Source organism: Streptomyces sp. NPDC017979 (genome assembly GCF_044328175.1).
Classification (GTDB): Bacteria; Actinomycetota; Actinomycetes; order Streptomycetales; family Streptomycetaceae; genus Streptomyces.
This window is the reverse complement of record NZ_JBIRGU010000002.1, coordinates 805,873-830,942: the sequence shown is the minus strand read 5'-3', so window position 1 is coordinate 830,942 and position 25,070 is coordinate 805,873. Positions and strand designations below refer to the sequence as shown.

Genomic DNA, 25,070 nt, shown 5'->3' with positions numbered 1-25,070 from the left:
CAGCCTCGCTGTCTTGGAGGACCTGTATGCCGCCGACCGCGAGGAGGTGAGCCCGGAGGACCCCCACACCCGCACACAACAGGAACCCGCACACCGAGCAACCCGCCCCGCACCCCACGAGGAACCCGCACACCGAGCGACCCGGCCCGACCCGCCGCGCTACCTCACGGGCGGCCCTGGTACTTCGCCGCCGCCGTGCGGATGGAGCCCAGCTTGTTGTACAGGCGCGTGCCGGGGCAGTCCGTCGAGACGCCGTCGCGGTGGCCGGCGATCACGCCGAAGGTGACGTTCCTGCCCTTCTTGTACTTGCCGCTGCCCCCGGACGTCAGCGTCACCTTGCCCGCGGGGTTGCGGCCGAAGAGGCCGAGCTTCCAGGCGGTCAGCCGGGAGATCGCGGTCTGCACCGCCGCGGGCGGGTTCGTGCCGGTGAAGGTGCCGAGGACCGCGACGCCCATGGTGTTGGAGTTGAACCCGAGGGTGTGCGCCCCGAGGACCGCCTTGGTCACGCCGCCCGCCCGGCCCTCGTAGATGGTGCCGCACTTGTCGATGGCGAAGTTGTAGCCGAAGTCCCGCCAGCCGCTGCTCACCACGTGGTAGCGGTAGATGCCGCGCAGCACGGACGGGGCCTGCTTGCAGGTGTAGTTGTTGCCGGTGGACGAGTGGTGGACGAAGGCCGCCTTCACCGTCGAGGTGTAGGCGAAGCCGCCCTCGCGCAGGGACTCGTCGGCGCCCCAGTTCTTGCGCGTGACGATCGACGGGCGGGGGCCGACGTACTTGGCCGTGGCGTCCCGCGGCGCCGCGCCGCCTTCGTCGGCAGCCGCCGGGGCGAACGCCCGGGGCCCGGGAGCCGGACCCGGGTCGGCGGGAGTGGGGGCCTCGCCGGGGTCGACGAGTTCCAGGCGGAGCCCGCGCGGCAGGGGTGCCGCCTCGCCCTCCCCGGCGTGCGCCGCGCCCTCGGGGCGCACCCGCACCTCCACGCCGTCGGACGCGCCCACCCACAGCGGTGCGGTGGCGCCCCGCAGCCGGCCGGACGCGCCCTCCGCGCTGCCGGGGTCGGCCCCGTGGTCCGCGGTGTGGGTCTCCAGGTCCTGCCAGCCGGACCACGCGCCGGTGCGGACGTCTCGGGTGCGGACCTGGACGGTGCCGTGAAGGTCGCTGCCGGCGTCCTCCCACACCACGCCGACCAGCGAGAACGGCTGGACCTCGCGCTGGTGCAGAGTCCGCTCGCGGGCGTTCGGGGCGATGGTGCGGGTGGCGGGAGAGTCGGGAGCGGCGGGGATCGGAAGCGACTGGGTGACGCCAGGAACATCAGGAACATCAGGAACGCCAGGCGTACCGGGTGTACCAGTCGTACCGGGTGTACCGGGCGCGTCAGGCGCATCGGGGACGGCCACGTTCGGAGGGCCGGCGCGCCCCGCCTCCACCGGGTGCGCCGGTGGCACGGGACGGTCGGAGTGCGCCGGCGCAGCGAGCGCGCCCGCCGACAGCGAGAGCGGGAGCACGAGCGCGGCACAGGCCGCGACACCGGTCGAAGAAGACAGGAATCCACGCATGCAGAAGATCTTGATGCCCCGTCACCGTCTCCGCTCGTTGGAACGGCGCGCGCGCCGCGGGCTCGCAACGGGCCGACCGGTGGACCGCGTCACCGGTACGAGGGACGGCGCGACCGGGCCGCGCGTACCCTTGCCCAGGTGAACGCCAGCGACCGCACCCCCGCCGACCTGCTGCGATCCGCCCTCTCCGCGGACCCAGGGCGCCCCTTGATCACTTTCTACGACGACGCCACCGGTGAACGCGTGGAATTGTCCGTTGCAACCTTCGCCAATTGGGTGGCCAAGACGGCGAATCTGCTCCAGGGCGACCTCGCGGCCGAGCCCGGCGACCGGCTCGCGCTGCTGCTGCCGGCGCACTGGCAGAGCGCCGTCTGGCTGCTCGCCGCCGCCTCGGTCGGGGTGACGGTCGAGGTCGGCGGCGACCCCGCGGACGCGGACCTGGTGGTGAGCGGCCCGGACACGCTGGAGGAGGCGCGGGCGTGCACCGGTGAGCGGGTCGCGCTGGCGCTGCGTCCGCTGGGCGGGCGCTTCCCCCAGCCGCCGGCCGGCTTCACGGACTACGCGGTCGAGGTCCCGGGCCAGGGCGACCGCTTCGCCCCGTACGCACCCGTCGACCCGCAGGCGCCCGCGCTGCTCGTCGACGGCGCCGGGCTCAGCGCCGTGGAGCTGGTGGAGCGGGCCCGGGCGGACGCCGCGGAGCTGGGGCTCGGCGCGGGCTCGCGGCTGCTGACGGACCGGGGTTACGACTCCTGGGCGGGGCTCGCCGCCGGGCTGTACGCACCGCTGGCGGCCGGTGCGTCCGTGGTGCTCTGCCGGCACCTGGACAAGCTGTCCGCGGACGGGCTGCGCCAGCGGGTCGAGAGCGAGCGGGTGACGCACACCGTGGTGGACGGCGCGCCGCAGTAGCCACCGTCACGGACGGCACCCCGTGGGAGCCGCCGGCAGCCTTCGTACAAGTGCATCCAACATCAAAGCGCTAGGAATACCCCCAGATGGCGCACATGGGGTCGAGCCCCCGAGCTCGACCCCCAACTCCGTTGGATGATCGGCGATACCCGTGTTTTCAGGCACAACCAAGCGCGAGGTTCAGCCGTCTAGTCCTGCGATCGGCGGTCCAGCGCGCCGCCGACACCGTGAAGGATGGACGCAGAAGTGACGGACAGTGCCGGCACACCGCCCGGCCCGGACGACCGGGGCGGCCAGGAGCACCACGCCGCCCTCCCCGTCGAGCCCAAGGTCACCGCTGAGGGCGACGCACCCCCGAGCGCGGGCGGCGGCACCAAGGGCAAACGGCACTGGCTGCGTTGGACCGCGCTCGGCGTCTCGGTCGTGCTGCTCGCCGGCGCGGCGACGACGTGGTGGTTCTACCGGAAGCTCGACGCGAACATCACCCCGGACACCGAGGCCGCGGCCGAGCTGGAGACGTACGAGAAGGAGCGGCCGGTCCAGGTCGCCCAGGACGCCAAGAACCTGCTGCTGCTCGGCTCGGACTCCCGGCGCGGCAAGGGGAACAGCAAGTACGGCCGGGACGACGGCGGCAGCCAGCGCGCGGACACCGCGATCCTGCTGCACCTGGCCGCCGACCGGCAGAGTGCGACGGCCGTGTCGATCCCGCGGGACCTGATGGTGAAGATCCCGAGCTGCCGCACGCCGGACGGGGGCCGGTCCGAGGAGCGGCTCGGACAGTTCAACTCCGCCTTCGAGCGGGGCGGGGCCGCCTGCACGATCCGCACGGTCGAGAAGATGACCGGGGTGCGGATCGACCACCACATGGTGGTGGACTTCAGCGGCTTCAAGGAGATGGTCGACGCGGTCGACGGCGTCGAGGTCTGCCTGAAGGAGCCGGTGGACGACCCGGCCGCGCACCTGGAGCTGCCGGCCGGGCGCCAGACGCTCGACGGCGAGCAGGCGCTCGGGTACGTACGCGCCCGCAAGTCCATCGGGGACGGCAGCGACACCGAACGGATGAGCCGCCAGCAGCAGTTCCTGGGCTCGCTGGTGAAGAAGGTGCAGAGCGACGGGGTGCTGCTGAATCCGGCGAAGCTCTACCCGGTGCTGGACGCGGCGACCAAGTCGCTGACGACCGATCCGGGGCTGGCTTCGCTCAAGGACCTGTACGACCTGACGCGTTCGCTGCGCAGCATCCCGACGGAGCGGGTGCAGTTCCTGACCGTGCCGCGGCAGCCGTGGGCGGCGAATGCGAACCGGGACGAATTGGTGGAGCCGGAGGCGTCGCGGTTGTTCCGGCAACTGCGCGAGGACCTGCCGATCACCGTGCGCCCGCCCGGTTCGAAGACCGACGGTTCGAAGACCGACGGCCCGAAGGGTGACGACACCAAGAGCGGCGACCCGAAGGCCGGTGATGCGCAGCGGGACACGGCGGGCTCCCGGAGTCCTGACGTGGCCGGATCTCATCGCTCCAAGGCCCCCACGAACCCCTCGGGCGCGCCCGGTTCGTCCCCCAGCGGGGAGCCGAGCGCAAGCACCAGTCCCAGCTACTCCGGCACGAATGCGGCGGTGAACGTATGTGAGTAAACCGTGACGTGTGAGTAAAGCGATGACCAAGCATCGAGCCACACCACACGGATTGGGTGGAATGCCCGGTTGTAAGGGGCGTGGGTTTTGTCACGCCCGTCGCTCCGCAATGAACTGGGCGGATAGTGTGACGCGATCCGGTACCCCGGCTCGCGTCGTGCGCTGCTGGAACGAGAGACCGCGCGCCTTTCGTGGAGGCGTTACGCGTGGCACCGACGGAGGACTCTGAAGACCGTGGATGCGCAAAGCCGCGGGCGGGCGGATGACATCGACCCCGCCGACCAGTGGGTGCTCAACCCGCAGACCGGCACTTACGAACTGCGACTGGACCAATCCCCAGCGCAGTCGTCGCCGTCGGCGAACCCCGCCGGGGCGCCGACCGTTCCCGGTTCGAGAACCTCCGACGGCCGCCGCGCCGACGCCCCGGGACGCGGTCAGGCACCGGTGCCGGGCCAGCGTTCGCACCGGGCGCGCGGCGGGGACGACGGCGCGGGTGCGCCCCCGGTGGGCGCGGGGCGTCGCAAGCGCAAGCCCGGCGCGTCCCGCAAGAAGAAGGTCCTGATGTGGACGGGCGGCAGCCTCGCGCTGCTGATGACGGCCGGCGGCGTCGGCGCGTATGTCGTCTACCAGCGCCTCGAAGGCAGCCTCAACACCATCGACGTGGGCGACGCGGGCACCGGCGGCTTCAAGAAGGACCGGGCCATCAACATCCTGGTGCTCGGCACCGACAAGCGGACCGGCAAGGGCAACACCTCGTACGGCGACCGCAACAGCGAGGGCCACGCGGACACCTCGATCCTGCTCCACGTCTCCAAGGACCGGTCGAACGCGACGGCGCTGTCGATCCCGCGCGACCTGATCACCGACATCCCGGACTGCAAGACGACGGACGGGCAGCCGATCCCCGGCGTGCAGGGCCGCAAGTTCAACGAGAGCCTGGGCGTCGACGGCCGCAACCCCGGCTGCACCATGGAGACGGTCACCAAGCTGACCGGGATCGAGATCGACCACTTCATGATGGCGGACTTCAACGCCGTCAAGACGCTGTCGACGGCGGTGGGCGGGGTGGAGGTCTGCCTCGCCAAGCCCATCAACGACAAGGACTCCAAGCTCAACCTCCCGGCCGGCAAGCACAAGGTCAAGGGCGAGGAGGCGCTGGCCTTCGTACGGACCCGCAAGTCCGTGGGCTTCGCCAGCGACCTGAGCCGGATCGAGCTCCAGCAGCAGTTCCTCAGCTCGATGATCCGCGAGATGAAGTCCAGCGAGACCCTGACCAGCCCCACGAAGATGTGGGACCTGGCGAACGCGGCCATCAAGGCGCTCACCGTCGACAAGGGCATAGGGAGCATCAAGAAGCTCCAGGAACTCGGCATGGAGATGTCGAAGGTCAACCCGAAGAACATCACCTTCGCGACCGTGCCGGTGGTCGACAACGACAAGCGCACCGCGGTCCTGCTCCAGGAGCAGAAGGCCGAGCCGCTGTTCGCGATGATCAGGAACGACGTGTCGCTGACCGAGGTGGAGAAGAAGGAGAAGGCGGCCAAGAAGAAGACGCCGGGACCGCTCGACGGCCCGCGGGCCGAGGCGTCCGACGTCAGGGTCGCGGTCTACAACGGCGGCGGCCCGCAGGGCGCCGCGCAGGAGACGCTGACCTGGCTCCAGGGCAAGCAGGTGAACAAGTCGAGCAACGAGTCCAACGCGCCCAAGCAGGCGACCACGACCCTGGAGTACGGCCCCAACCAGGCCGACCAGGCGCGCGCGCTCGCCGATCTGCTGGGGCTGCCCGCCACCGCGCTCAAGCCGCAGGCGGCGGACTCCGTGGGGACCGAGCCGATGAAGCTCGTCCTCGGCGAGGACTTCAAGGAGCCCGGCGTCCCCCTCCCCGGCGGCAAGACAAAGGCCCCGGAGGGCATTCAGAAGGTCGAAGCGGACAAGCAACTGTGTGCCAAGTGACCCGGTTGCTCCGGGTCCCGCGGCGCGCGTGACACCAGGGGGCAAGGGGTGGGACGGAGCAGTACGCGGGAGAAGGGGGCACGGGGCGGAGCCAAGGACCCCGTGCACTCACAGGCACAGTCACACACCCAGGCGCAGGCGCACCAAGGCGCGCGCTCGGGTTCGAACGACGGCAAGACCAGAAAGAGCAGGAAAAAAGTGAAGAGCGGCAAGATACGCGCGCTCCGGTGGACCGCTTCCGTGCTTTCGCTCCTCATACTCGGCACGGCCGGGGCCGGATACCTCTACTACGAGTACCTCAACGGAAAACTCAAGAAGGACGATCTGAACCTCGGCCAGGACATGGGCGAGCACAAGCCCAACGCCGCGGGTCAGACGCCGCTGAACATCCTGCTCATAGGCTCCGACGCCCGGGACTCCAAGGAGAACCAGCGGCTCGGCGGCGCGAAGAAGACCTTCGGCAGCGCACCGCTCGCCGACGTGCAGATGCTGGTGCACCTCTCGGCGGACCGCAGCAACATCTCCGTGGTGAGCATGCCGCGCGACACCATGCTGAAGATCCCGGAGTGCCGGGACACCAAGAAGGACAAGACCTACCCGGCGCTCAGCTTCGCCCAGACCAACCAGTCGCTGGGGCGCGGGGGCGCCGGCTGCACGGTGGCCACCTGGTACAAGCTCACCGGGATACGCATCGACCACTTCATGATGATCGACTTCGCGGGCGTGGTCTCCATGGCCGACGCGATAGGCGGCGTCCCGGTCTGCGTCCAGGACAACATCTACTCCCGCAACGACAAGGGCGAGGGCTCCCACCTGAGGCTGGAGAAGGGCACCACCCCCGTCAAGGGCGAGCAGGCCCTCCAGTGGCTGCGGACGCGCTACGGCTTCGGCGACGGCACCGACCTGTCCCGGGCCCGCGCCCAGCACATGTACATGAACTCGATGGTCCGCGAGCTGCGGAAGAACACCAAGCTCACCGACCCGAACAAGCTCCGCAAGCTGGCCGAGGCGGCGATCGACTCGCTGACCGTCAGCGACACCATCGAGGACGTCAAGGCGCTGTACGACATCGGCAACTCCCTCAAGAGCGTGCCGACGGAGCGCATCACGATGACCACGATGCCCAACGAGTACTCCAAGCGGCCGGGTTTCGAGGCGAAGGTCGAGCCCAAGCCCGGTGACGCGGAGAAGCTGTTCCAGATGATCCGCGACGACGTTCCGCTCGACGGCCGGGGCAGCACCGGCAAGGCGAAGCCGAAGCCGTCGACGGAGAAGCCGGCCGAACCCACCTCGGACGACCCCGCGGCCCCCGCCGACCAGATCCCGGTCCGGGTGCAGAACGGCACCGACGGCGACGGCGCGCCCGCGGCCCGCGGCCGGGCCGCCGAGATCACCTCGGCCCTCGGCGCCAAGGGCTTCACCCAGGCGGTGGCGACGTCCGTGAAGAACCCGCGGCAGAAGACGATCGTCCGGTACGAGACGAACGACCTCGAAGGCGACGCGCAGGCGGTCGCCAAGGCGCTGGGCATCCCGTTGACGGCGGTGAAGAAGGCCGCGCCGGGCAGCGGGGCCAGCGGCATCACGCTGATCGTCGGCGCTGACTGGCGCACGGGCGACGCCTTCCCCCAGCCGAAGCCGAAGGACACGGGCGACGGCAAGGCGCCCGAGGCGGCGAACCCGCTCGCCGGGGACGACGAGGGCGCGTGCATGCCGGTCCAGCCCGGCTTCACCTGGTAGCGCACGGCGCTCAGGTACGGACGCGAGGAGGGCCCCGGGCGAGTAGTTGCCCGGGGCCCTTCCACGTGTGCGCACGGGGGCTTGACCCAAACGTCAAGGACGGCGGGGTCGGCGCGGACGGAACGGTCACGGCGGGGCGTTACCGCGAACGGGGGACACGGACGCGCGGCGGCCGGTCGGTGCGACCGACCGCAGATCGTATGGGCCTACGGTGTGCTGGATTCGCCCTTGTAGCCGCATCCGCCCTCACCCGTCCGGGAACCTCCCGGGTCGTCCGGACCCGGCAGAATCCCGTCACCCCAACGCGTCACCCACGGTAACCATTTCGTCACCCTATTGCTCCTCGCTCGTTTCACCCGTGACCGACCGCGTCACCCGGGTGCACCAGCGCTCGGAACCGTTCCCCGTACGCACCCCGCGGAGGTGTCCCCCTCGTGCCCACGCCGGCCCGCTCCCCCCGTCCCCGGCCGCGCCCCCCAGGCCCCCCGGCGAGGACCGGGAGCAGACGCCCAGCACCGCCGGGGAGAGGGCGACCGCGCTGGGGCCTGCGGGCGGCGACCGCGCTCTCGATGGCGGTGCTGGGCGCCGGTGCGATCGGCCACGCGCTGATGACGGGGCTGGACAGCGGCATCACCCGGGTCGATCCGTTCCGGGACATAAAAAACCGCCCGGTCAGCGGCGGCGGCATGAACATCCTGGTCGTCGGCACCGACGGCCGCGAGAAGATCACCAAGGAGGAGAAGGAGAAGTACCGCCTCGGCGGCGCGCCCTGCAACTGCACCGACACGATGATGCTGGTGCACCTCTCCCGCGACCGGGACCGGGCGAGCGTGGTGAGCCTGCCGCGGGACAGCTACGCGGAGCTGCCCGCGCACACCGACCAGAACAGCGGCCGGTCGCACGAGCCGCACCCGGTGAAGTTGAACGCGGCGTACGCGGAGGGCGGCCCCGCGCTGACCGTGCGGACCGTGGAGCAGATGACCAAGGTGAAGATCGACCACTACCTGGAGGTCGACTTCACCAGCTTCATGAAGACCGTGGACGCGGTCGGCGGGGTGGAGGTGTGCACCACCAGCCCGATGAAGGACAAGTACACCGGCCTCGACCTGGCGGCCGGCACGCACCGCTTCAACGGCGGCCAGGCGCTCCAGTACGTGCGCTCCCGGCACGTCGACGCCGGCTCCGACCTGGGGCGCATGCAGCGCCAGCAGCGCTTCATCGCGGCCCTGATCAAGCAGGTGACCAGCAGCGGGGTGCTGCTGAACCCGGTGCGGTTCCGGGAGGTCGCGACGACCATGGTCAGCTCGGTGCGCGCGGACGAGAAGTTCGGCACGGACGAGATGCTGGCGCTCGGGCGGGCGATGCGCGGCTTCTCGCCGTCGTCGTCGGAGTTCACCTCCGTACCCGTCACCCCCATGGGCCAGGTGCAGGGGCTGGGCTCGGCGCTGAAGTGGGACCCGGAGAAGTCGGAGCGGCTGTTCCGGATGATCCGCGAGGACCGGCCGCTGGCGGGCGGGCGCACCAAGTCGGCGCAGAAGAAGAAGCTCGTCGAGGTCTCCCCGCAGCAGATCCGGGTGCAGGTGCTCAACGGCACGGCCACGGAGGGGCTGGGGCGGCGGGTCGACGCGGACCTGCGCAGTACGGGCTTCGCCACCACCCGGGCGCCGCGCAACGGCACCGACACCGCCGTGCCGCGCACCTTCATCTCGTACGACCCGCGGTGGGACCGCTCGGCGCGGAGCCTGTCGACGGCGCTGAAGGGCTGCGAGATGCGGCCGGTGAAGGGGCAGGGGCCGACGCTGAAGGTGACGGCGGGCGAGGACTACGCAGGGGTGGTGCCGGTGCGGGCGGAGGACGCCTTCCAGGGCGAGTTCGGCACGGTGACCGGGGACGAGGTGGTGTGTCCGTGAGGCGGGGGCGCCTTCCGGGCCCGTAAGCCCCGTCGTCTCAGCCGCCTCGGCTGCCTCCGCCGCCGCTGTTGCCTCCGTCGCCTCAGTCGTCGATGCCCTCGGCCGCGCGGCGCTCCCGTAGCTCCCTGATCGCCTGGCGGCGGGCGAGCCGGTGCGTACGGCGGATCTGCGCCTCCTGGTAGCGCCGCTTGTCGCGCTCGGTCTCCGGGGCGACCTGCGGTACGGGCCGGGGACGGCCGTCCGCGTCCACCGCGGCGAAGACGAGGTAGGCGGAGCCGACCTGCTGCGCCGGGGTGGACTCGTTCCACCGCTCGGCCAGCACCCGCACGCCGACCTCCATGGAGGATCGGCCGGTCCAGTTGACCTGCGCCTTCACATGGACCAGGTCGCCCACCCGGACCGGCTCCAGGAACACCATCTCGTCCATGGAGGCGGTGACTGCGGGCCCGCCGGAGTGGCGCCCGGCGACCGCGCCCGCGGCGTCGTCCACCAACTTCATGATCACACCGCCGTGCACCGTGCCGAGGAGGTTGGTGTCGCTGCCGGTCATGATGTGGCTGAGGGTGGTGCGGGAGGCGGAGGTCGGCTTCGTCGGGATCGCCGACGTTTCCGATGGCTGGACCTGGTCTGTCATGTCCTCCACCCTAAGCGGGCGTAGGCCCCCTCTACGGGTGACGTTCCCCGCACCCGCGCCCCACTCGCGACCTGCGCCTGCGTCTGGCCCGCGCCCGAGAAACCCCACGACCTGTCGTTGTGCGACTGCGGCCCGTCTGTGGCTTGTCGCGCAGTTCCGCCCCCTACGCCCAGAGGGCGTGGGGAGACCCCCAGCGCCCCTGATTCGCTGCCCCCGTCGCCTACCTGCGGGACGCAGGGTTTAGGGGCGCTGGGCCCCGTACAAACCCGCACGCCGCAGGCGAAACAGCGCGCCCCCGCGAACCGCACGTCACACGCGGCACCGCACGCCGCTCGCGGCACCACGGACCCGTACAAACCGTGCACCACAGGCGGAAACCCGCAACAGACCGCAACCAGCCCGGAGCGGAGCGCAAATGCATCAGGTTCGCTACGGGGACGCCCCGATTCCCCACCCGCCCTGTCCCACCGCGATTGTGAGCCGGCACACTTGTCGCATGAACGAATGGCCCGATGGATACGGACGCGGCAGCCAGGGTTCCGAACCCGAAGGCGCCCGCGCGATGCGCCACGTGCAGCGCCCTCCGGTCCCGCACCAGCAGTCGCAGGGGTACGACGACCACGGCTCGCCCGCCCCCTACGACAGCGGGTACAACACGGGCCAGGTCTACGGGACGCCGTCCAACCAGCGCGGCCAGGACGCGGGGCATCCGCAGGGCCAGGGGTACGGGCACGGCCAGGGGCACGACGGCTACGGCAACCCGCCCGCGCCGCCCTCCACCCCCCCGGGGCCCCCGCCCTACCGGCAGCCGCCGAACTGGCGCCGGCGGATAAAGATCGGCGCGCTGGTGCTGGTGGTCACCTTCGTCGCCGTCACCATCGGCACGTACTTCTGGGCGGACTCCAAGGTCCGCCGCGAGGTCGACCTCTCGAAGGTCATCGAGCGGCCGAAGGAGGGCGACTGCACCACGTATCTGATCGTCGGCTCCGACAGCCGCGAGGGCATGTCCGCCGAGGAGAAGAAGAAGCTGCACACCGGCTCCGCCGACGGCAAGCGCACGGACTCGATGATGATCCTCGCCGACTGCTCCAGCGGCCCGGTGATGGTCTCCCTGCCGCGCGACTCGGACGTGGAGATACCGTCGTACAAGGGCTCCGAGTCCGGCAAGCTCTTCCCCGCCCAGGGCCGTCGGACGAAGCTGAACGCGGCGTACGCGGAGGACGGCCCCGAGCTGCTGGTGCGCACCGTCGAGCACAACACCGGGCTGCGGATCGACCACTACGCCGAGATCGGCTTCGCCGGCTTCGCGAGCATCGTGGACGCGATCGGCGGCGTCGAGATGGACATCCCGAAGGGGTTCAAGGACAAGAAGTCCGGCGCGGACTTCGAGGCGGGCAAGCAGACGCTCGACGGCGAGCAGGCGCTGGCGTTCGTACGGACCCGGTACGCCTTCGCCGAGGCGGACCTGGCGCGCACCAAGAACCAGCAGAAGTTCCTCGCGGCACTGGCCAGCCAGACCGCGACGCCGAGCACGATCCTGAACCCCTTCAAGCTGTACCCGACGATGGGCGCCGGCCTGGACACGCTGATCGTGGACAAGGACATGTCGCTGTGGGACCTGGGGCAGATGTTCTTCGCGATGAAGGGCGTCACGGGCGGCGACGGCACCTCGATGAACATGCCCATCTCCGGCACCCGCGGCGGCAACCTGACCTGGGACCGGGCGAAGGTGCAGGACCTCGTGGAGCAGATCCAGAAGGACCAGAAGGTCACCGTCACCGAGAAGTGACGCCGGGAGTCACCGAGAAGTGACGGCGTCGAGCGCCGCCGGTTCCCTCGCGGGTGCCGGCGGCGTCGTCACGGCGGGCCCGAGCCGTGCAGCCAGAACGCGCCGTACACCGCCGCGCCCGCCGCGGCGACGGCGATCACCGTCCACGCCAGCCGTGCCTTCGCCCGGGCCAGCGCCAGCGCGAGCGGCAGGAGCAGCGGGAACGCCGGCATCAGCAGCCGCGGCTTGGAGCCGAAGTAGCCGGACGAGCACAGCGCGAGCGCGACGACGATGCCGCAGTACGTGAGGAGGGGCGCCGGCTGCCCCTGGCGCACGCCGCGCCAGTAGAGCCAGGGCACCACCAGGACGCCCGCGGCGAGCGCGAGGCCCGCGGCCGGCGTGCTGACGACCAGGTCGCCGATGAAGCGGACGAAGGCGAGGCCGCCGTCGAAGCCGTTGCCCCAGGCGCCCTGCACGTCGAGGTAGCCGAAGAAGGGGCTGCCGGTGCGGACGCCCACCCACAGGACGTATCCGGCCGCCCCGAGCGGGGCGAGCACCACGCCGAGCACCAGCCGCCACCTGGGCCCGGCAGCCGTTCCCGTGCGGAGGGCGAGCAGCGCGCCGACCCACACCGCCGCGGCGACCGCGAGGCCGACCGGCCGGGTCAGCCCGGCGAGCGCGGCGAGCAGCCCCGCGGCGATCCAGTTCCCGCGCAGGGTCGCGTACAGCGCCCAGGCGGCGAGGGCGACGAACAGGGACTCGCTGTACGCCATGGACTGGACGATGCCGACGGGCAGCGCCGCCCACAGCGCGACCGCGAACAGCCCGGCCCGTCTCCCGTACACCAGCTCCACGACCTGGAAGACGCCCCAGGCGGCGGCGAGCGAGGCGACGGCGCTGACGGCGAGGCCGGCGTCGGCGGGTCCGAGCAGGGTGAGCGTGGAGACGCCCTCCTCCAGCCACGGCAGCAGCGGGAAGAAGGCCATGTTCGACAGGACGCGGCCGTCGGGGGCGGTGAGGGTGAAGTCGTAGCCGTGCTCGACGACGCGGACGTACCAGAGGGAGTCCCAGCGCTGGGACAGGAGCTGGCGGGCGCTGCGGTCCGCCAGGTGCGCCCAGCCGGCGAGGACCAGGAGCCCGAGGGCGCGGATCGCGGCGTAGGTGAGCAGGGCGGGGGCGGCGGCGCGCAGCCGGTCGGCCGGGTGGGCCTGGCGGGGGCGGTCCGCCGCGTCCGGGGTGGCCGGGTTGGTGAGTGTCACGCCAGCGTCCAGGTCGTTTCGTCGTCGGGGCCCGTCCAGTATCCGTGCCCCGGGTCCGGACGCGGGACGGCCCCCGGGGTGGGTACCCCGGGGGCCGTCCTTCTCGCACTCCCGTTGTCTGCTTGTCGGCCTCGCGGCCGACGATCAGCCGAAGTGGCTGAAGGCGTTCCAACCGCCACCGATGGTGACGCGCTGCGAGGTCTTGAACGGAACGGTCTCGGAACCGCGGCCCGGGTAGACGTACAGCGTGCCCTTGCTGTCGCGGACCAGGAAGTCCGAGATGCTGTCGCCGGTCATGTCGCCGGTGGAGACGTACGCGGTGAAGTTCCAGCCGGAACCGACCAGCACGCGGGACTTGAAGGGCAGCTCGGAGCGGCCGGTGCCCTTGTACATCCACAGGTTGCCGACGCCGTCGCGGGCGAGCAGGTCGGGCTTCTTGTCGCCGCTGTAGTCGCCGCGGCCGATGGTGGTGTACTTGCCCCAGCCGGAGCCGATGAGGTTGCGGGCGCCGAAGGTGCCGTTGCCGTTGCCGCGCCACATGTAGAAGTTGCCGGCGGTGTCGTTGGCGACCAGGTCGGCCTTGCCGTCGCCGGTGACGTCACCGGGGACGTTCAGGTTCTTGAAGCCGCCCCAGCCGCTGCTGAACCATTCGGCGTTGTCGGGGTGCAGGGCGTCCGTGAAGATGTAACCGTCGGTCGTGCGGTACAGGAGGTCGATGTAACCGTCGTCGTCGAGGTCACCGACCTGCTTGAGGACGTTGACGTCCGGCACGTTGTCCCAGAACTTGGCCTTCTCGAAGCTGGTGCCCTTCGAGTAGTAGACGAACGCGTCGCCGTTCGGCTTGGTGGCCAGCAGGTCGGCCTTCGAGTCGCCGTTCCAGGAACCCTCCAGGAAGTGCGACTTGGCGCCGACCGAACGGCCGCCGACCTTGTCGAGCTTCCCCTGGGTGATGGCGGTCTTCTTCTGCTCCCGAACGTCCTCGGCGAGCTTGCGCACGTCGACCGGAACGTTGGTCGTGGTGCTCGGGGTGGTGCCGGCGGCCTGGGCCGGGGCGGCCGCCAGGACGGCGCTACCGAGCATCGTCGCGGCGAGCGCCGCGGGAAGGGCCTTGCGGACCTTCTGAGAAATGGATGTCACTCACATCTCCTGTGCTACGTCAGCGGGCGCGAAAGAGCGCGCTCCTGCTGAGAAGAGTGGTTAAGAAGAGGGGCATCCCTACATGGCAGCGGCCTTCGCGAATGCGTACGGGCGCGTGCCAACTGAAACTAAAGCGTGTTCCCCCCGCCTTATGTGCCACAGATGCTACACGGATTCTTCGCCCGAGTATCCGAATTTATTGCGTGATTACCCCGACGACCGGCGATTCCCCGGCACATCGGACCATCGGACGCCCTTCACGGCTCCTCCACACCCATGATCGATGACGAACCGTCAGGACGCGAGCGAGCCCCGACCGGTCGGCCGGGGCTCGCTGCACGGTGCTCTTCGCGGGAGGGGTGGGGGCTACGGGAGGTTGCGCGCCATGACGATGCGCTGGACCTGGTTCGTGCCCTCGTAGATCTGGGTGATCTTCGCGTCGCGCATCATGCGCTCCAGCGGGTAGTCACGGGTGTAGCCGTAGCCGCCGAGGAGCTGCACGGCGTCCGTGGTGACCTCCATGGCCACGTCGGAGGCGAAGCACTTGGCCGCGGCGCCGAAGAAGGTGAGGTCGGAGTCGACCCGCTCGGACTTGGCCGCGGCGGAGTACGTGAGCTGACGTGCCGCCTCCAGCTTCATCGCCATGTCGGCGAGCATGAACTGCACGCCCTGGAAGTCGCCGATCGGCTTGCCGAACTGCTTGCGCTCCTGGACGTACCCCTTGGCGTAGTCGAGGGCGCCCTGCGCGACGCCCAGGGCCTGGGCGGCGATGGTGATGCGGGTGTGGTCGAGGGTCTTCATCGCGGTGGCGAAGCCGGTGCCCTCGGCGCCGATCATGCGGTCCGCGGGGATGCGGACGTTGTCCAGGTACACCTCGCGGGTCGGCGAGCCCTTGATGCCGAGTTTCTTCTCGGGGGCGCCGAAGGAGACGCCCTCGTCGGACTTCTCGACGACGAAGGCGGAGATGCCCTTGGAGCGCTTCTCGGGGTCGGTGACGGCCATCACGGTGTAGAACTCGGAGACGCCGGCGTTGGTGATCCAGCGCTTGACGCCGTTGAGCACCCAGTGGTCGCCGTCGCGCACCGCGCGGGTCTTCATGCCCGCCGCGTCGGAGCCGGCGTCCGGCTCGGACAGGCAGTACGAGAACATCGCGTCGCCCTTGGCGAGCGGCGCCAGGTAGCGGGCCTTCAGCTCCTCCGAGCCGGAGAGCATGACCGGCAGCGAGCCCAGCTTGTTCACGGCCGGGATGAGGGAGGAGGAGACGCAGACCCGGGAGACCTCCTCGATCACGATCACGGTGGCGAGCGCGTCGGCGCCGGCGCCGCCGTAGGTCTCGGGCACGTGGACGGCGTGCAGGTCGTTGGCGACCAGGGCGTCCAGCGCCTCCTGGGGGAAGCGGGCCTGCTCGTCCACCTCGGCGGCGAAGGGAGCGATCTTCGCCTCGGCCAGGGAGCGGACGGTCTCACGGAGCATGTCGTGCTCCTCGGACGGGCGGTACAGGTCGAAGTCAGCCGATCCGGCCACGGTCACTCACTCCCCAAGCTGCTAATTACCGTTAAGTAACTAATTTTAGACGGGCTGTCCCGCTCCGGCATACGTGACCTGCGCGACAGCCGCAAGACCGCACCGGGGAGCGCTCGGTCGGCGGCGGTCGGGGCGCGACTATGCTCGGGCGCGTTCCGCCCGTCGGGCGCACGGGCCCTGCGGCCCTGCGGCCCTGCGGCCCGTGCGGTCCTTGCAGCACATCTCAGCAGTACGTCTTAGGAGTACGGATGGCCCTCAAGATCACCGTGATCGGCACCGGCTACCTCGGCGCCACGCACGCCGCGGCCATGGCCGAGCTGGGCTTCGAGGTGCTGGGGCTCGACGTCGTGCCCGAGAAGATCGAGATGCTGTCGGCCGGGCGGGTGCCGATGTACGAGCCCGGGCTCGAAGAACTGCTCGCCCGGCACGTCGCCGGGGTCGAGGGCTCCAGCGGGCGGCTGCGCTTCACCACCTCCTGGGAGGAGGTCGGGGCCTTCGGCGACGTCCACTTCGTCTGCGTGAACACCCCGCAGAAGCACGGCGAGTACGCCTGCGACATGAGCTACGTCGACGCGGCGTTCGCCTCCCTCGCCCCGCACCTGACGGCGTCGGCGCTGGTCGTCGGCAAGTCGACCGTGCCGGTCGGCAGCGCGGAACGGCTGGCCGGGGTGTTGCGCGAGCTGGCGCCCGGCGACGTCGAGCTGGCCTGGAACCCCGAGTTCCTGCGGGAGGGCTTCGCCGTCCAGGACACGCTCCACCCGGACCGGATCGTGGTCGGCGTGGCGAGCGAGCGGGCGGAGAAGCTGCTGCGCGAGGTGTACGCGACGCCGGTGGGCGAGGGGTCGCCGTTCGTGGTGACCGACTTCCCCACGGCGGAGCTGGTGAAGACCTCCGCGAACTCCTTCCTGGCCACGAAGATCTCCTTCATCAACGCGATGGCCGAGGTGTGCGAGGCGGCCGGCGGCGACGTGGTGAAGCTGGCGGAGGCGATCGGGCACGACGACCGCATCGGGTCGAAGTTCCTGCGCGCGGGGATCGGCTTCGGCGGCGGCTGCCTGCCGAAGGACATCCGGGCGTTCATGGCCCGCGCCGGCGAACTGGGCGCGGACCAGGCGCTCACCTTCCTGCGCGAGGTCGACTCCATCAACATGCGGCGCCGCGGACACATGGTGGAGCTGGCGCGGGAAGCGGTCGGCGGGTCCTTCCTCGGGAAGCGGGTCGCGGTGCTGGGCGCGACGTTCAAGCCGGACTCGGACGACGTACGGGACTCGCCCGCGCTGAACGTGGCGGGCCAGATCCACCTCCAGGGCGGCCAGGTGACGGTGTACGACCCCAAGGGCATGGCGAACGCGCGGACCATCTTCCCCACCCTCGGCTACGCGGACTCCGCGCTCGCGGCGGTGCGGGGGGCGCACGTGGTGCTCCACCTGACGGAGTGGCGCGAGTTCCGCGAGCTGGACCCGCGGGTGTTGGGGGAGGCGGCGGTGGAGCGCATCGTCCTCGACGGCCGCAATGCGCTGGACGGGGCGCGGTGGCGGGAGGCGGGGTGGCAGTACCGCGCGATGGGGCGGCCGTCGGCGTAACCCCGCGCTTCTGCTGGCCGCCCGCGCCTGCGGGTCGCTCCGTGGAAGTCCGCAGTTCCCCTGCGGGGTGCGTTGGCTCTGCGGCCCGGTGGTGGGCTGTTCGCGCAGTTCCGCCCCCTATGCCCAGAGGGCGTGGGGGACCCCCAGCGCCCCTGACACTCCCGCCGTAGCCCTGCGGGAGCGTTGGCCTCTGCGGCCCGGTGGCGGGTTACCCGCGCAGTTCCCCGCGCCCCTAAATACACCTCCGTAGCCCTGCCCGGAACCCTACTCACCGCGGGGCGGTGGTGGGATACCCGTGCAGTTCCGCCCCCTACATGGGGGGGGACCCCAGCGCCCCTGAGGTAGCTCACCTGCGTGACTGACTGCGGGTGCAGTACGTGACCACAGGCCCCGCACCCATCAGAGCTTCGGGGCGTGGCACCAGGGGCGCTGGGGTCCCCCATGCCCTCTGGGCATAGGGGGCGGAACTTCGCGAACAAGCTCCATCGGGCCGCGGTGACCGATGTACCTGCGGGGCTACGGAGGGGTATTTAGGGGCGCGGGGAACTGCGCGAACAGCCCGCCACCGGGCCGCAGAAGGGATTGCGCCCGCAGGGCCACGGCGAGTGGGCTTGCAGGGGGCGCGGGGCATGTGTGAGCAACCCGCCGTCGGGGTGCGGGCCGCAGCATTCCCGGGGGGCTAGGTGAGCGCGGGGTGCCAGGGGGTGGGGCCGTAGGCGGCGGTCAGGGCGGTGCGGAGCCAGGTGCGTTGGGGGGCGGTGAGCAGGGGGGCCGCCGCTGCGAAGTCCTGTTCGTCCTTGGGGCGGGGGGACTTCGCCTTGTAGAAGAGCTGGACCTCGGGCGCGAGGTAGGGGACGCCGTCCCGGCCCCGGGGCGCGGTGAGGGAGGCGATCGGGCGGCGCACCCGCTCGCAGCGACGCGAGACCCATTCGTCCCCCTCCGCCTCGTCCAGCATGAGCTGGATCCGCCACGGCTCCCCCGCCCCCGGCCGGCACCAGACGTCGTGGACGCCGGGGGCCAGGAACTCCCCGCGGGCCCAGGGCCGCAGGCTGCCAGGAGGGTCCGCCGCCCACCACTCCCAGTCGGGCAGGGCTTCCTGAGCGAGGTGCTGGTCGCGGCGGAGGAGGAGGACGTCGACGTCGGCGTGGGCGCGGAAGGCGCGTCCGACGGCGTGCTCCACCGCGTGGCCGCCGGCGATCCACCACGGTGCGCGCCGCGCAGCCGCCGCGGGGGCGAAGAGCGCGGCCACCTCCGCGGGCTCGGCGGGCTCCCAGGGGCCGAAGGGCGTTTCCGTACGGGCGGTCATTCGGGAGCCCTGCCCCCGCCGCGGGCCCGGTACGCCCGCATCTTCGCGCGCGCGCCGCAGACGGACATCGAGCACCAGCGCCGGCGGCCCGCGGGGCTGCGGTCGTAGTACGCCCAGCGGCAGTCCTCGGCCTCGCAGCCCTTCAGCCGGTGCCAGGTGCCGTCCGCCACCGCCGTCGCGATCGCCGCGGCGACGCGCGCGTGGAGGGAGGCGGCGTCGGCGGGCGCCAGCGCGGCCGTGCCGTCGTCGGCGACGTCGACCAGCAGCGGCGCCCGGGCGAGCAGGGGGCCGAGGGCGGACGGGGCGGGCCCGTCGGGGAGGGCGTGGCCGGCGTGCGCGAGGCACGCCGCGCGCAGGGCCTCGCGCAGCTCGCGCACCGCGGGCAGCTCGGCCGCGGTGACGCCGAAGGGGGCACGCCCGTCCTCGGTGTCCAGGAGGTCCACCCCGGACGCCAGGTCGACCGTGTTCACCAGGGACTCGATCAGTGCGAGGCCGCCTGGCGCGGGGTGCCTCTCGTTCATGGTTGCGACGTTACCCCTGATGCGGGAGCATGCAGTAACGGTTACTGGAAGAAGCCGCTATACCGGTAACAGGCACGTTCCTGCATGAGGAGAGCCATGGCCATCGCCACGCTGAGCACCGTCGTACTCGACTGTCCCGACCCGGACGCACTCGGCCGCTTCTACCAGCAGCTCGTGGGCGGCGAGCTGAAGCGGGAGGAGCACGACTGGGCGCATCTGACGCTGCCGTCGGGCACCGACCTCGCCTTCCAGGGCGCGCCCGGCTTCGTACCGCCGAACTGGCCCGCGCCGGACGACTCCCAGCAGTTCCACCTCGATCTGTCGGTGCCGGACCTGGACGCCGCGGAGCAGCAGGTGCTGGCGCTGGGGGCGCGGGTGCTCGACGCCGGGGACCCGTCCCGCAGCTGGCGGGTGTACGCGGACCCGGTGGGGCACCCCTTCTGCCTCTGCAAGGACTGAGGAACAGAAAAGGAGGGAGGGGGTGCGCACGGCACCCCCTCCCTCTTTGCTCAGCTCGCGCGCGACCTACCCGTCCAGCTCCTCGATCGTCGCGTTCGACGGCGCCCGCCGCGACTGCTCCTCCCGCGCCACCGCCTCCGCGTCCCGCATCACCCGGACCGCGTTCTGCCAGGTCAGCTTGGCGATGTCGGCCTCGGACCAGTTGCGGTCGAGCAGCTCGGCGATCAGGTTCGGGTAGCCGGCGACGTCGTCGAGGCCGGCCGGTGTGAAGGCCGTCCCGTCGTAGTCGCCGCCGATGCCGACGTGGTCCACGCCGGCGACCTCGCGCATGTGGTCGAGGTGGTCCGCCACGGTGGCCACCGTGGCGATCGGCCGCGGATGCGCCTGCTCGAAGGCGGCGTGCAGTTCCATCGCCGCGGGGGTGGTGTCCAGGTGGTGGAAGCCGTGCGCGCGCAGGTTCTCGTCCGCAGCGACGGTCCAGTCCACCGCGGCCTGGAGGACGAACTTCGGCACGAACGTCGCCATCGCAACGCCGCCGTTGTCGGCCAGCCGCTCCAGGACGTCGTCCGGGACGTTGCGCGGGTGGTCGCAGACGGCCCGCGCCGACGAGTGCGAGAAGACGACCGGCGCGGCGGAGGCGTCCAGCGCGTCCCGCATCGTCTCCGCCGCCACGTGCGAGAGGTCGACGAGCATCCCGCAGCGGTTCATCTCGCGCACGACCTCGCGGCCGAAGGCGGTCAGCCCGCCGGCCCGCGGCTCGTCGGTCGCCGAGTCCGCCCAGTCGTTGTTGTCGTTGTGGGTGAGGGTCATGTACCGGACCCCGAGCGCGGCCAGCGACCGCAGGGTGCCCAGCGAGTTGTCGATCGAGTGCCCGCCCTCGGCGCCCATCAGGGACGCGATGCGGCCCTGCGCCCGTGCCGCCTCCATGTCGTCCGCGGTCAGGGCGGGCGCCAGGTCGGCCGGATAGCGCTCAAGGAGTCGGCGTACGACGTCGATCTGCTCCAGCGTCGCGGTCACCGCGCCGTCGCCGGCCAGGTCGGAGGGGACGTACACCGACCAGAACTGCGCCCCGACGCCGCCCGCGCGCAGCCGGGGGATGTCGGTGTGCAGCCGGCCGGTCAGATCGGTGGCGACGTCGAGCCGGTCCAGGTCGTAGCGCACGTTGGCGCGCAGCGCCCAGGGGAGGTCGTTGTGGCCGTCGACGACGGGGTGGGCGGCGAGGATCTCCCGCGCCCTGGCCAGCCGGTCGTCCCGGCCCTGTCCGTCGTCCGTGGTGGAGGAATGTTCCATGACTGCTCACTTCCCCCGGGAGTTACTTGCCGAAGCCGAACGCGGGCGAGCCTTCGACCTTGGCCCGCAGGCGCTTGCCCTTCTCGGTGGCCTGGTCGTTCAGCTCGGCCTGGAAGTCGCGCATCCGGGCGAGCAGTTCGGGGTCGTGGGCGCCGAGGATGCGGGCGGCCAGCAGCCCGGCGTTGCGGGCGCCGGCGACGGAGACGGTGGCCACCGGCACGCCGGCGGGCATCTGGACGATGGACAGCAGCGAGTCCATTCCGTCGAGGTACTTCAGCGGCACGGGGACCCCGATGACCGGCAGCGGGGTGACGGAGGCCAGCATGCCCGGCAGGTGGGCGGCGCCGCCGGCGCCCGCGACGATCACCTTCAGCCCCCGGGAGTCGGCGTTCTCGCCGTACGCGATCATCTCGTGCGGCATCCGGTGCGCGGAGACCACGTCGACCTCGTACGGCACCTCGAACTCGGCGAGGGCCTGGGCCGCGGCCTCCATCACCGGCCAGTCCGAGTCGGAGCCCATCACAATGCCAACAAGCGGGGTGGTGCTGCTCATTCGGTGATCGTTCCTCTGAGGTAGTCGGCGGCGTGGCGGGCCCGTTCGAGGGCGTCCGGGAGGTCGTCCCCGTAGGTGTTGACGTGCCCCACCTTCCGGCCGGGCTTCACGTCCTTGCCGTACATGTGGATCTTGAGCTGCGGGTCGCGGGCCATGCAGTGCAGGTACGCCGCGTACATGTCCGGGTAGTCGCCGCCCAGCACATTGCACATCACGGTCCACGGCGCGCGGGGGCGGGGATCGCCAAGGGGGAGGTCGAGCACGGCCCGCACGTGGTTGGCGAACTGGGAGGTGACCGCGCCGTCCTGGGTCCAGTGGCCGGAGTTGTGGGGGCGCATGGCGAGTTCGTTGACGAGGATGCGGCCGTCGGCGGTCTCGAACAGCTCGACCGCGAGGTGGCCCACCACGCCCAGTTCGGCGGCGATCCGCAGGGCGAGCCGCTGCGCCTCGCCGGCGAGCGCCTCGGCCAGGTCGGGCGCGGGCGCGATCACCGTGTCGCAGACGCCGTCGACCTGGCGGGACTCCACGACGGGGTAGGCGACGGCCTGGCCGTGCGGGGAGCGCACCACGTTCGCCGCCAGCTCGCGGGTGAAGTCCACCTTCTCCTCGGCGAGTACGGGGACGCCGGCGCGGAACGGCTCCGCGGCCTCCTGCGTCGAGCGCACCACCCACACGCCCTTGCCGTCGTAACCGCCGCGCACGGTCTTGAGGACGACGGGGAAGCCGTCGCCCTCCGCGGCGAACGCGGCGACATCGGCCGGGTCGGCGACGATGCGGTTGCGGGGGCAGGGCACGCCCAGTTCGTTCAGCCGGGCGCGCATCACGCCCTTGTCCTGGGCGTGCACCAGCGCGTCGGGCCCGGGGCGGACGGGGATGCCGTCCGCCTCCAGGGCGCGCAGGTGCTCGACCGGGACGTGCTCGTGATCGAAGGTGATCACGTCGCAGCCGCGGGCGAACTCGCGCAGGGTGGCCAGATCGCGGTGGTCGCCGACGACGACGTCACCGACCACCTGGGCCGCGGAGTCCTGCGGGGTGTCACTGAGGAGCTTGAAACGGATGCCGAGGGGGATGCCCGCCTCGTGGGTCATACGGGCGAGCTGACCGCCACCGACCATGCCGACTACCGGGAACGTCACCCTCACAGGGTATCCGTCGCAACCCCGGGCGCCGGAGGTGCGTCCAGCGGGGTGCGCACGGACCGCGCTCCGGAGCGTGATCGATATTCTTAGCCGCCTTGTCGTCTCTTTCCGTTCCTTCCGCACATGCGCGGCCCACGGCCCGGCTACGTTGTCGGCGGTGCCCCCGGGCGAGCGGGGCGGGCGCTGGTTAGCATGATTGAAATGACGCTGTCAACGAGACGGGACTGAACTCTCACTATGAGTGAACGAGGCGCAGCGTTGCGCGGACAGCTCAAACAGCTCATGCACGAAGTCGCGAAGTACGGGGCGGTCGGGGGCGCGGGGGTCCTCGTCAACCTCGGGGTCTTCAACCTCGTCCGGGCGACGACCGAGATCCCGGTGGTCCGGGCGTCCATCATCGCGACGATCGTGGCCACCGGGTTCAACTACCTGGGGTTCCGGTACTTCACGTACCGTGACCGCGACAAGGGCGGGCGCACGAAGGAGCTCTCGCTCTTCCTGTTCTTCAGCGTCATCGGCCTGGTCATCGAGAACGGCGTCCTGTACACCGCGACGTACGGCTTCGACTGGGACAGTCCGCTCCAGAGCAACTTCTTCAAGTTCGCCGGCATCGGCGTCGCGACGCTGTTCCGGTTCTGGTCGTTCCGCACCTGGGTCTTCCGGCACGTGAGCGATCCCGGGGGCTCCCCCGCTCCCGAGCCCGAGCCGCCGGCGCCGGCGGCTCCTTCGTCGTCAGCGCCGTCGTCCGCGCCCGCCTCCCCCGCGGCGGCGTCCGTGGCGCGGGAGCCCGTGCGGCCGGTCGCCGAGTCGCTGTTGGACCCGGTCCGCCCGCCCGCGGACCACGAACTGGCCCCGCGCCACTAGGGCCTGCTCAGCGGACGGTGGGCGGCTCGTCCTTGCGCTTGTGCGCCACCCGGCTCAGGAAGAGCGCGAAGACCGGCGGGTGCAGTTGGAGCAGTTCCAGGCGCCCGCCGTCCGCCTCCGCGAGGTCACGGGCGACCGCGAGGCCGATCCCGGTGGAGTTCCGCCCGCTGATCGCCCGCTCGAAGATCCGGGCGCCGAGGTCCGCGGGGACGCCCGGGCCCTCGTCCGTCACCTCTATCACCGCCTGGTTGCCGACCACCCGGGTCCGGATGGCGACCGTGCCGCCGCCGTGCATCAGCGAGTTCTCGATCAGGGCGGCCAGCACCTGCGCGACCGCGCCCGGCGTGCCGACCGCGCACATCCCCTGCTTGCCGGAGCGGACCACGGCGCGGCCCGCGCTGCGGTAGGCCGGGCGCCACTCCTCGATCTGCTGCTTCACCACCTCGTCGAGGTCGAAGACGATGGCGGAGCCGGTCCGGGGGTCCCGGGCGTTGGTGAGCAGCCGTTGCACCACGTCCGTCAACCGCTCCACCTGCGTGAGCGCGATGTTCGCCTCCTCCTTCACCGTCTCCGGGTCGTCGGTGGCGGAGATCTCCTCCAGCCGCATCGACAGCGCGGTCAGCGGGGTGCGGAGCTGGTGCGAGGCGTCCGCGGCGAGCCGTCGCTCGGCCGTGAGCATCCGGGCGATCCGCTCGGCGCTGGCGTCCAGCACGTCCGCGACCCGGTCCAGCTCCGGCACCCCGTACCGCTTGTGCCGCGGCCTGGGGTCGCCGGAGCCCAGTCGCTCCGCGGTCTCGGCGAGGTCGGTGAGGGGGGAGGCCAGCCGGTTGGCCTGCCGTACGGCGAGCACGACCGCGGCGATGACGGCGAGCAGCGCGACGCCCCCGGTGATCGCGAGCGTGCGGCCGACCTCCCGGTACACCTCGAAGTACGACTCCTCGACGGTGACGACCTCGCCGCGCTCGCCGACCTCCGTCTTGCTGATCACCCGCCCCGACGGCTTCTTCCCCACCTCGAACGGCGGCTGGCCCGGGACCTGGACCGACGCGTACCGCTGCGTCCCGATCTGCTCCTCGACCACCTCGGCGGTCACCGGCTGGTCCGCGATCAGCTTGCCGTCGAGGTAGCTGACGAGCTGGACGGCCTCGGCGTCCACGGACTGCTGGGCGGTCTCGGCGATGGTCCGGGTCTCGACGAGGACGAGGGAGACCCCGAAGACGGCGATGACGACGAGGACGACCGCCAGGGTCGAGTTGATCAGTCGCCGACGCATGGGGCCTCCGGGCCGTTCCGGCTTCGCATGGACGTGCGTCCGGGCTCACGCGGGTGCGCGCTGGCGTTCGCG

The 25,070-nt window shown here is 71.4% G+C and carries 20 protein-coding genes; 9 read left to right on the top strand and 11 right to left on the bottom strand.

What is annotated here, in order from left to right; all coding sequences use genetic code 11:
• Positions 1-164 precede the first annotated feature (164 nt).
• Positions 165-1,553, bottom strand: coding sequence for a peptidoglycan recognition protein (locus ACH4E8_RS09665; RefSeq protein ID WP_398446029.1), 1,389 nt, complete (start codon positions 1,551-1,553; stop codon positions 165-167).
• A 138-nt stretch (positions 1,554-1,691) separates the two neighbouring features.
• Here ACH4E8_RS09665 and ACH4E8_RS09660 point away from each other — a divergent pair, with 138 nt between their 5' ends.
• From ACH4E8_RS09660 to ACH4E8_RS09640, 5 genes are all read left to right on the top strand, one after another.
• Positions 1,692-2,459, top strand: a complete 768-nt coding sequence (locus ACH4E8_RS09660) for a TIGR03089 family protein (RefSeq protein WP_398446027.1) — start codon at positions 1,692-1,694, stop codon at positions 2,457-2,459.
• Positions 2,460-2,693: 234 nt separating this feature from the next.
• On the top strand, positions 2,694-4,088 hold the full coding sequence (locus tag ACH4E8_RS09655) for an LCP family protein (protein ID WP_398446025.1): 1,395 nt from the start codon (positions 2,694-2,696) through the stop codon (positions 4,086-4,088).
• A gap of 234 nt (positions 4,089-4,322) precedes the next feature.
• Complete coding sequence (locus ACH4E8_RS09650; protein ID WP_398446023.1) at positions 4,323-6,041, top strand: LCP family protein; 1,719 nt, start codon at positions 4,323-4,325, stop codon at positions 6,039-6,041.
• A 48-nt stretch (positions 6,042-6,089) separates the two neighbouring features.
• Positions 6,090-7,778 (top strand): LCP family protein, encoded by a 1,689-nt coding sequence (locus tag ACH4E8_RS09645; protein ID WP_398446021.1) that lies wholly within the window; start codon positions 6,090-6,092, stop codon positions 7,776-7,778.
• Positions 7,779-8,347: 569 nt separating this feature from the next.
• Positions 8,348-9,688: an LCP family protein gene (locus tag ACH4E8_RS09640; RefSeq protein WP_398446019.1), complete on the top strand. Its 1,341-nt coding sequence runs from the start codon at positions 8,348-8,350 to the stop codon at positions 9,686-9,688.
• 82 nt (positions 9,689-9,770) lie between these two features.
• Here the strand turns inward: ACH4E8_RS09640 and ACH4E8_RS09635 are convergent, their stop codons facing one another.
• Positions 9,771-10,322: an acyl-CoA thioesterase gene (locus ACH4E8_RS09635; protein WP_398446017.1), complete on the bottom strand. Its 552-nt coding sequence runs from the start codon at positions 10,320-10,322 to the stop codon at positions 9,771-9,773.
• A gap of 496 nt (positions 10,323-10,818) precedes the next feature.
• On the opposite strand from ACH4E8_RS09635, the gene ACH4E8_RS09630 reads away from it, so the two are divergent.
• Positions 10,819-12,111: an LCP family protein gene (locus ACH4E8_RS09630; protein WP_398446015.1), complete on the top strand. Its 1,293-nt coding sequence runs from the start codon at positions 10,819-10,821 to the stop codon at positions 12,109-12,111.
• Positions 12,112-12,179: 68 nt separating this feature from the next.
• On the opposite strand, the gene ACH4E8_RS09625 is transcribed toward ACH4E8_RS09630, so the two are convergent.
• The 3 genes from ACH4E8_RS09625 to ACH4E8_RS09615 form a co-directional block, all read right to left on the bottom strand.
• A complete protein-coding gene (locus ACH4E8_RS09625) occupies positions 12,180-13,349 on the bottom strand; it encodes a mannosyltransferase family protein (RefSeq protein WP_398446013.1) in 1,170 nt (389 codons plus the stop codon).
• A 144-nt stretch (positions 13,350-13,493) separates the two neighbouring features.
• Positions 13,494-14,486: an FG-GAP repeat domain-containing protein gene (locus tag ACH4E8_RS09620; RefSeq protein ID WP_398446011.1), complete on the bottom strand. Its 993-nt coding sequence runs from the start codon at positions 14,484-14,486 to the stop codon at positions 13,494-13,496.
• A 366-nt stretch (positions 14,487-14,852) separates the two neighbouring features.
• Entirely contained in the window at positions 14,853-16,010 is a 1,158-nt protein-coding gene (locus tag ACH4E8_RS09615; RefSeq protein ID WP_398446009.1) for an acyl-CoA dehydrogenase, read from the bottom strand.
• A 248-nt stretch (positions 16,011-16,258) separates the two neighbouring features.
• Between ACH4E8_RS09615 and ACH4E8_RS09610 the strand changes: the two genes are divergently transcribed.
• Positions 16,259-17,593, top strand: a complete 1,335-nt coding sequence (locus ACH4E8_RS09610) for a UDP-glucose dehydrogenase family protein (RefSeq protein WP_398446007.1) — start codon at positions 16,259-16,261, stop codon at positions 17,591-17,593.
• Positions 17,594-18,272: 679 nt separating this feature from the next.
• Here the strand turns inward: ACH4E8_RS09610 and ACH4E8_RS09605 are convergent.
• Together ACH4E8_RS09605 and ACH4E8_RS09600 are read right to left on the bottom strand one after the other, a co-directional pair.
• Entirely contained in the window at positions 18,273-18,899 is a 627-nt protein-coding gene (locus ACH4E8_RS09605; protein WP_398446005.1) for an amino acid transporter, read from the bottom strand.
• On the bottom strand, positions 18,896-19,420 hold the full coding sequence (locus tag ACH4E8_RS09600; protein ID WP_398446003.1) for a CGNR zinc finger domain-containing protein: 525 nt from the start codon (positions 19,418-19,420) through the stop codon (positions 18,896-18,898). Before ACH4E8_RS09600 ends, ACH4E8_RS09605 begins: the two co-directional genes overlap by 4 nt.
• Before the next feature lie 96 nt (positions 19,421-19,516).
• On the opposite strand from ACH4E8_RS09600, the gene ACH4E8_RS09595 reads away from it, so the two are divergent.
• A complete protein-coding gene (locus ACH4E8_RS09595) occupies positions 19,517-19,879 on the top strand; it encodes a VOC family protein (RefSeq protein WP_398446001.1) in 363 nt (120 codons plus the stop codon).
• A 66-nt stretch (positions 19,880-19,945) separates the two neighbouring features.
• Here ACH4E8_RS09595 and ACH4E8_RS09590 read toward each other — a convergent pair whose 3' ends face one another.
• Genes ACH4E8_RS09590 through ACH4E8_RS09580 form a run of 3 tightly spaced genes read right to left on the bottom strand, consistent with a single transcriptional unit; the run spans position 19,946 to position 22,858 of the window.
• Entirely contained in the window at positions 19,946-21,169 is a 1,224-nt protein-coding gene (locus ACH4E8_RS09590) for a dipeptidase (protein ID WP_398446000.1), read from the bottom strand.
• A 22-nt stretch (positions 21,170-21,191) separates the two neighbouring features.
• Positions 21,192-21,722, bottom strand: coding sequence for a 5-(carboxyamino)imidazole ribonucleotide mutase (gene purE, locus ACH4E8_RS09585; RefSeq protein ID WP_398445998.1), 531 nt, complete (start codon positions 21,720-21,722; stop codon positions 21,192-21,194).
• On the bottom strand, positions 21,719-22,858 hold the full coding sequence (locus ACH4E8_RS09580) for a 5-(carboxyamino)imidazole ribonucleotide synthase (RefSeq protein WP_398445996.1): 1,140 nt from the start codon (positions 22,856-22,858) through the stop codon (positions 21,719-21,721). Before ACH4E8_RS09580 ends, purE begins: the two co-directional genes overlap by 4 nt.
• A 240-nt stretch (positions 22,859-23,098) precedes the next feature.
• On the opposite strand from ACH4E8_RS09580, the gene ACH4E8_RS09575 reads away from it, so the two are divergent.
• Positions 23,099-23,725 (top strand): GtrA family protein, encoded by a 627-nt coding sequence (locus tag ACH4E8_RS09575; protein ID WP_398445994.1) that lies wholly within the window; start codon positions 23,099-23,101, stop codon positions 23,723-23,725.
• Positions 23,726-23,732: 7 nt separating this feature from the next.
• On the opposite strand, the gene ACH4E8_RS09570 is transcribed toward ACH4E8_RS09575, so the two are convergent.
• Positions 23,733-24,998: an ATP-binding protein gene (locus ACH4E8_RS09570; protein WP_398445992.1), complete on the bottom strand. Its 1,266-nt coding sequence runs from the start codon at positions 24,996-24,998 to the stop codon at positions 23,733-23,735.
• Positions 24,999-25,070: the final 72 nt, after the last annotated feature.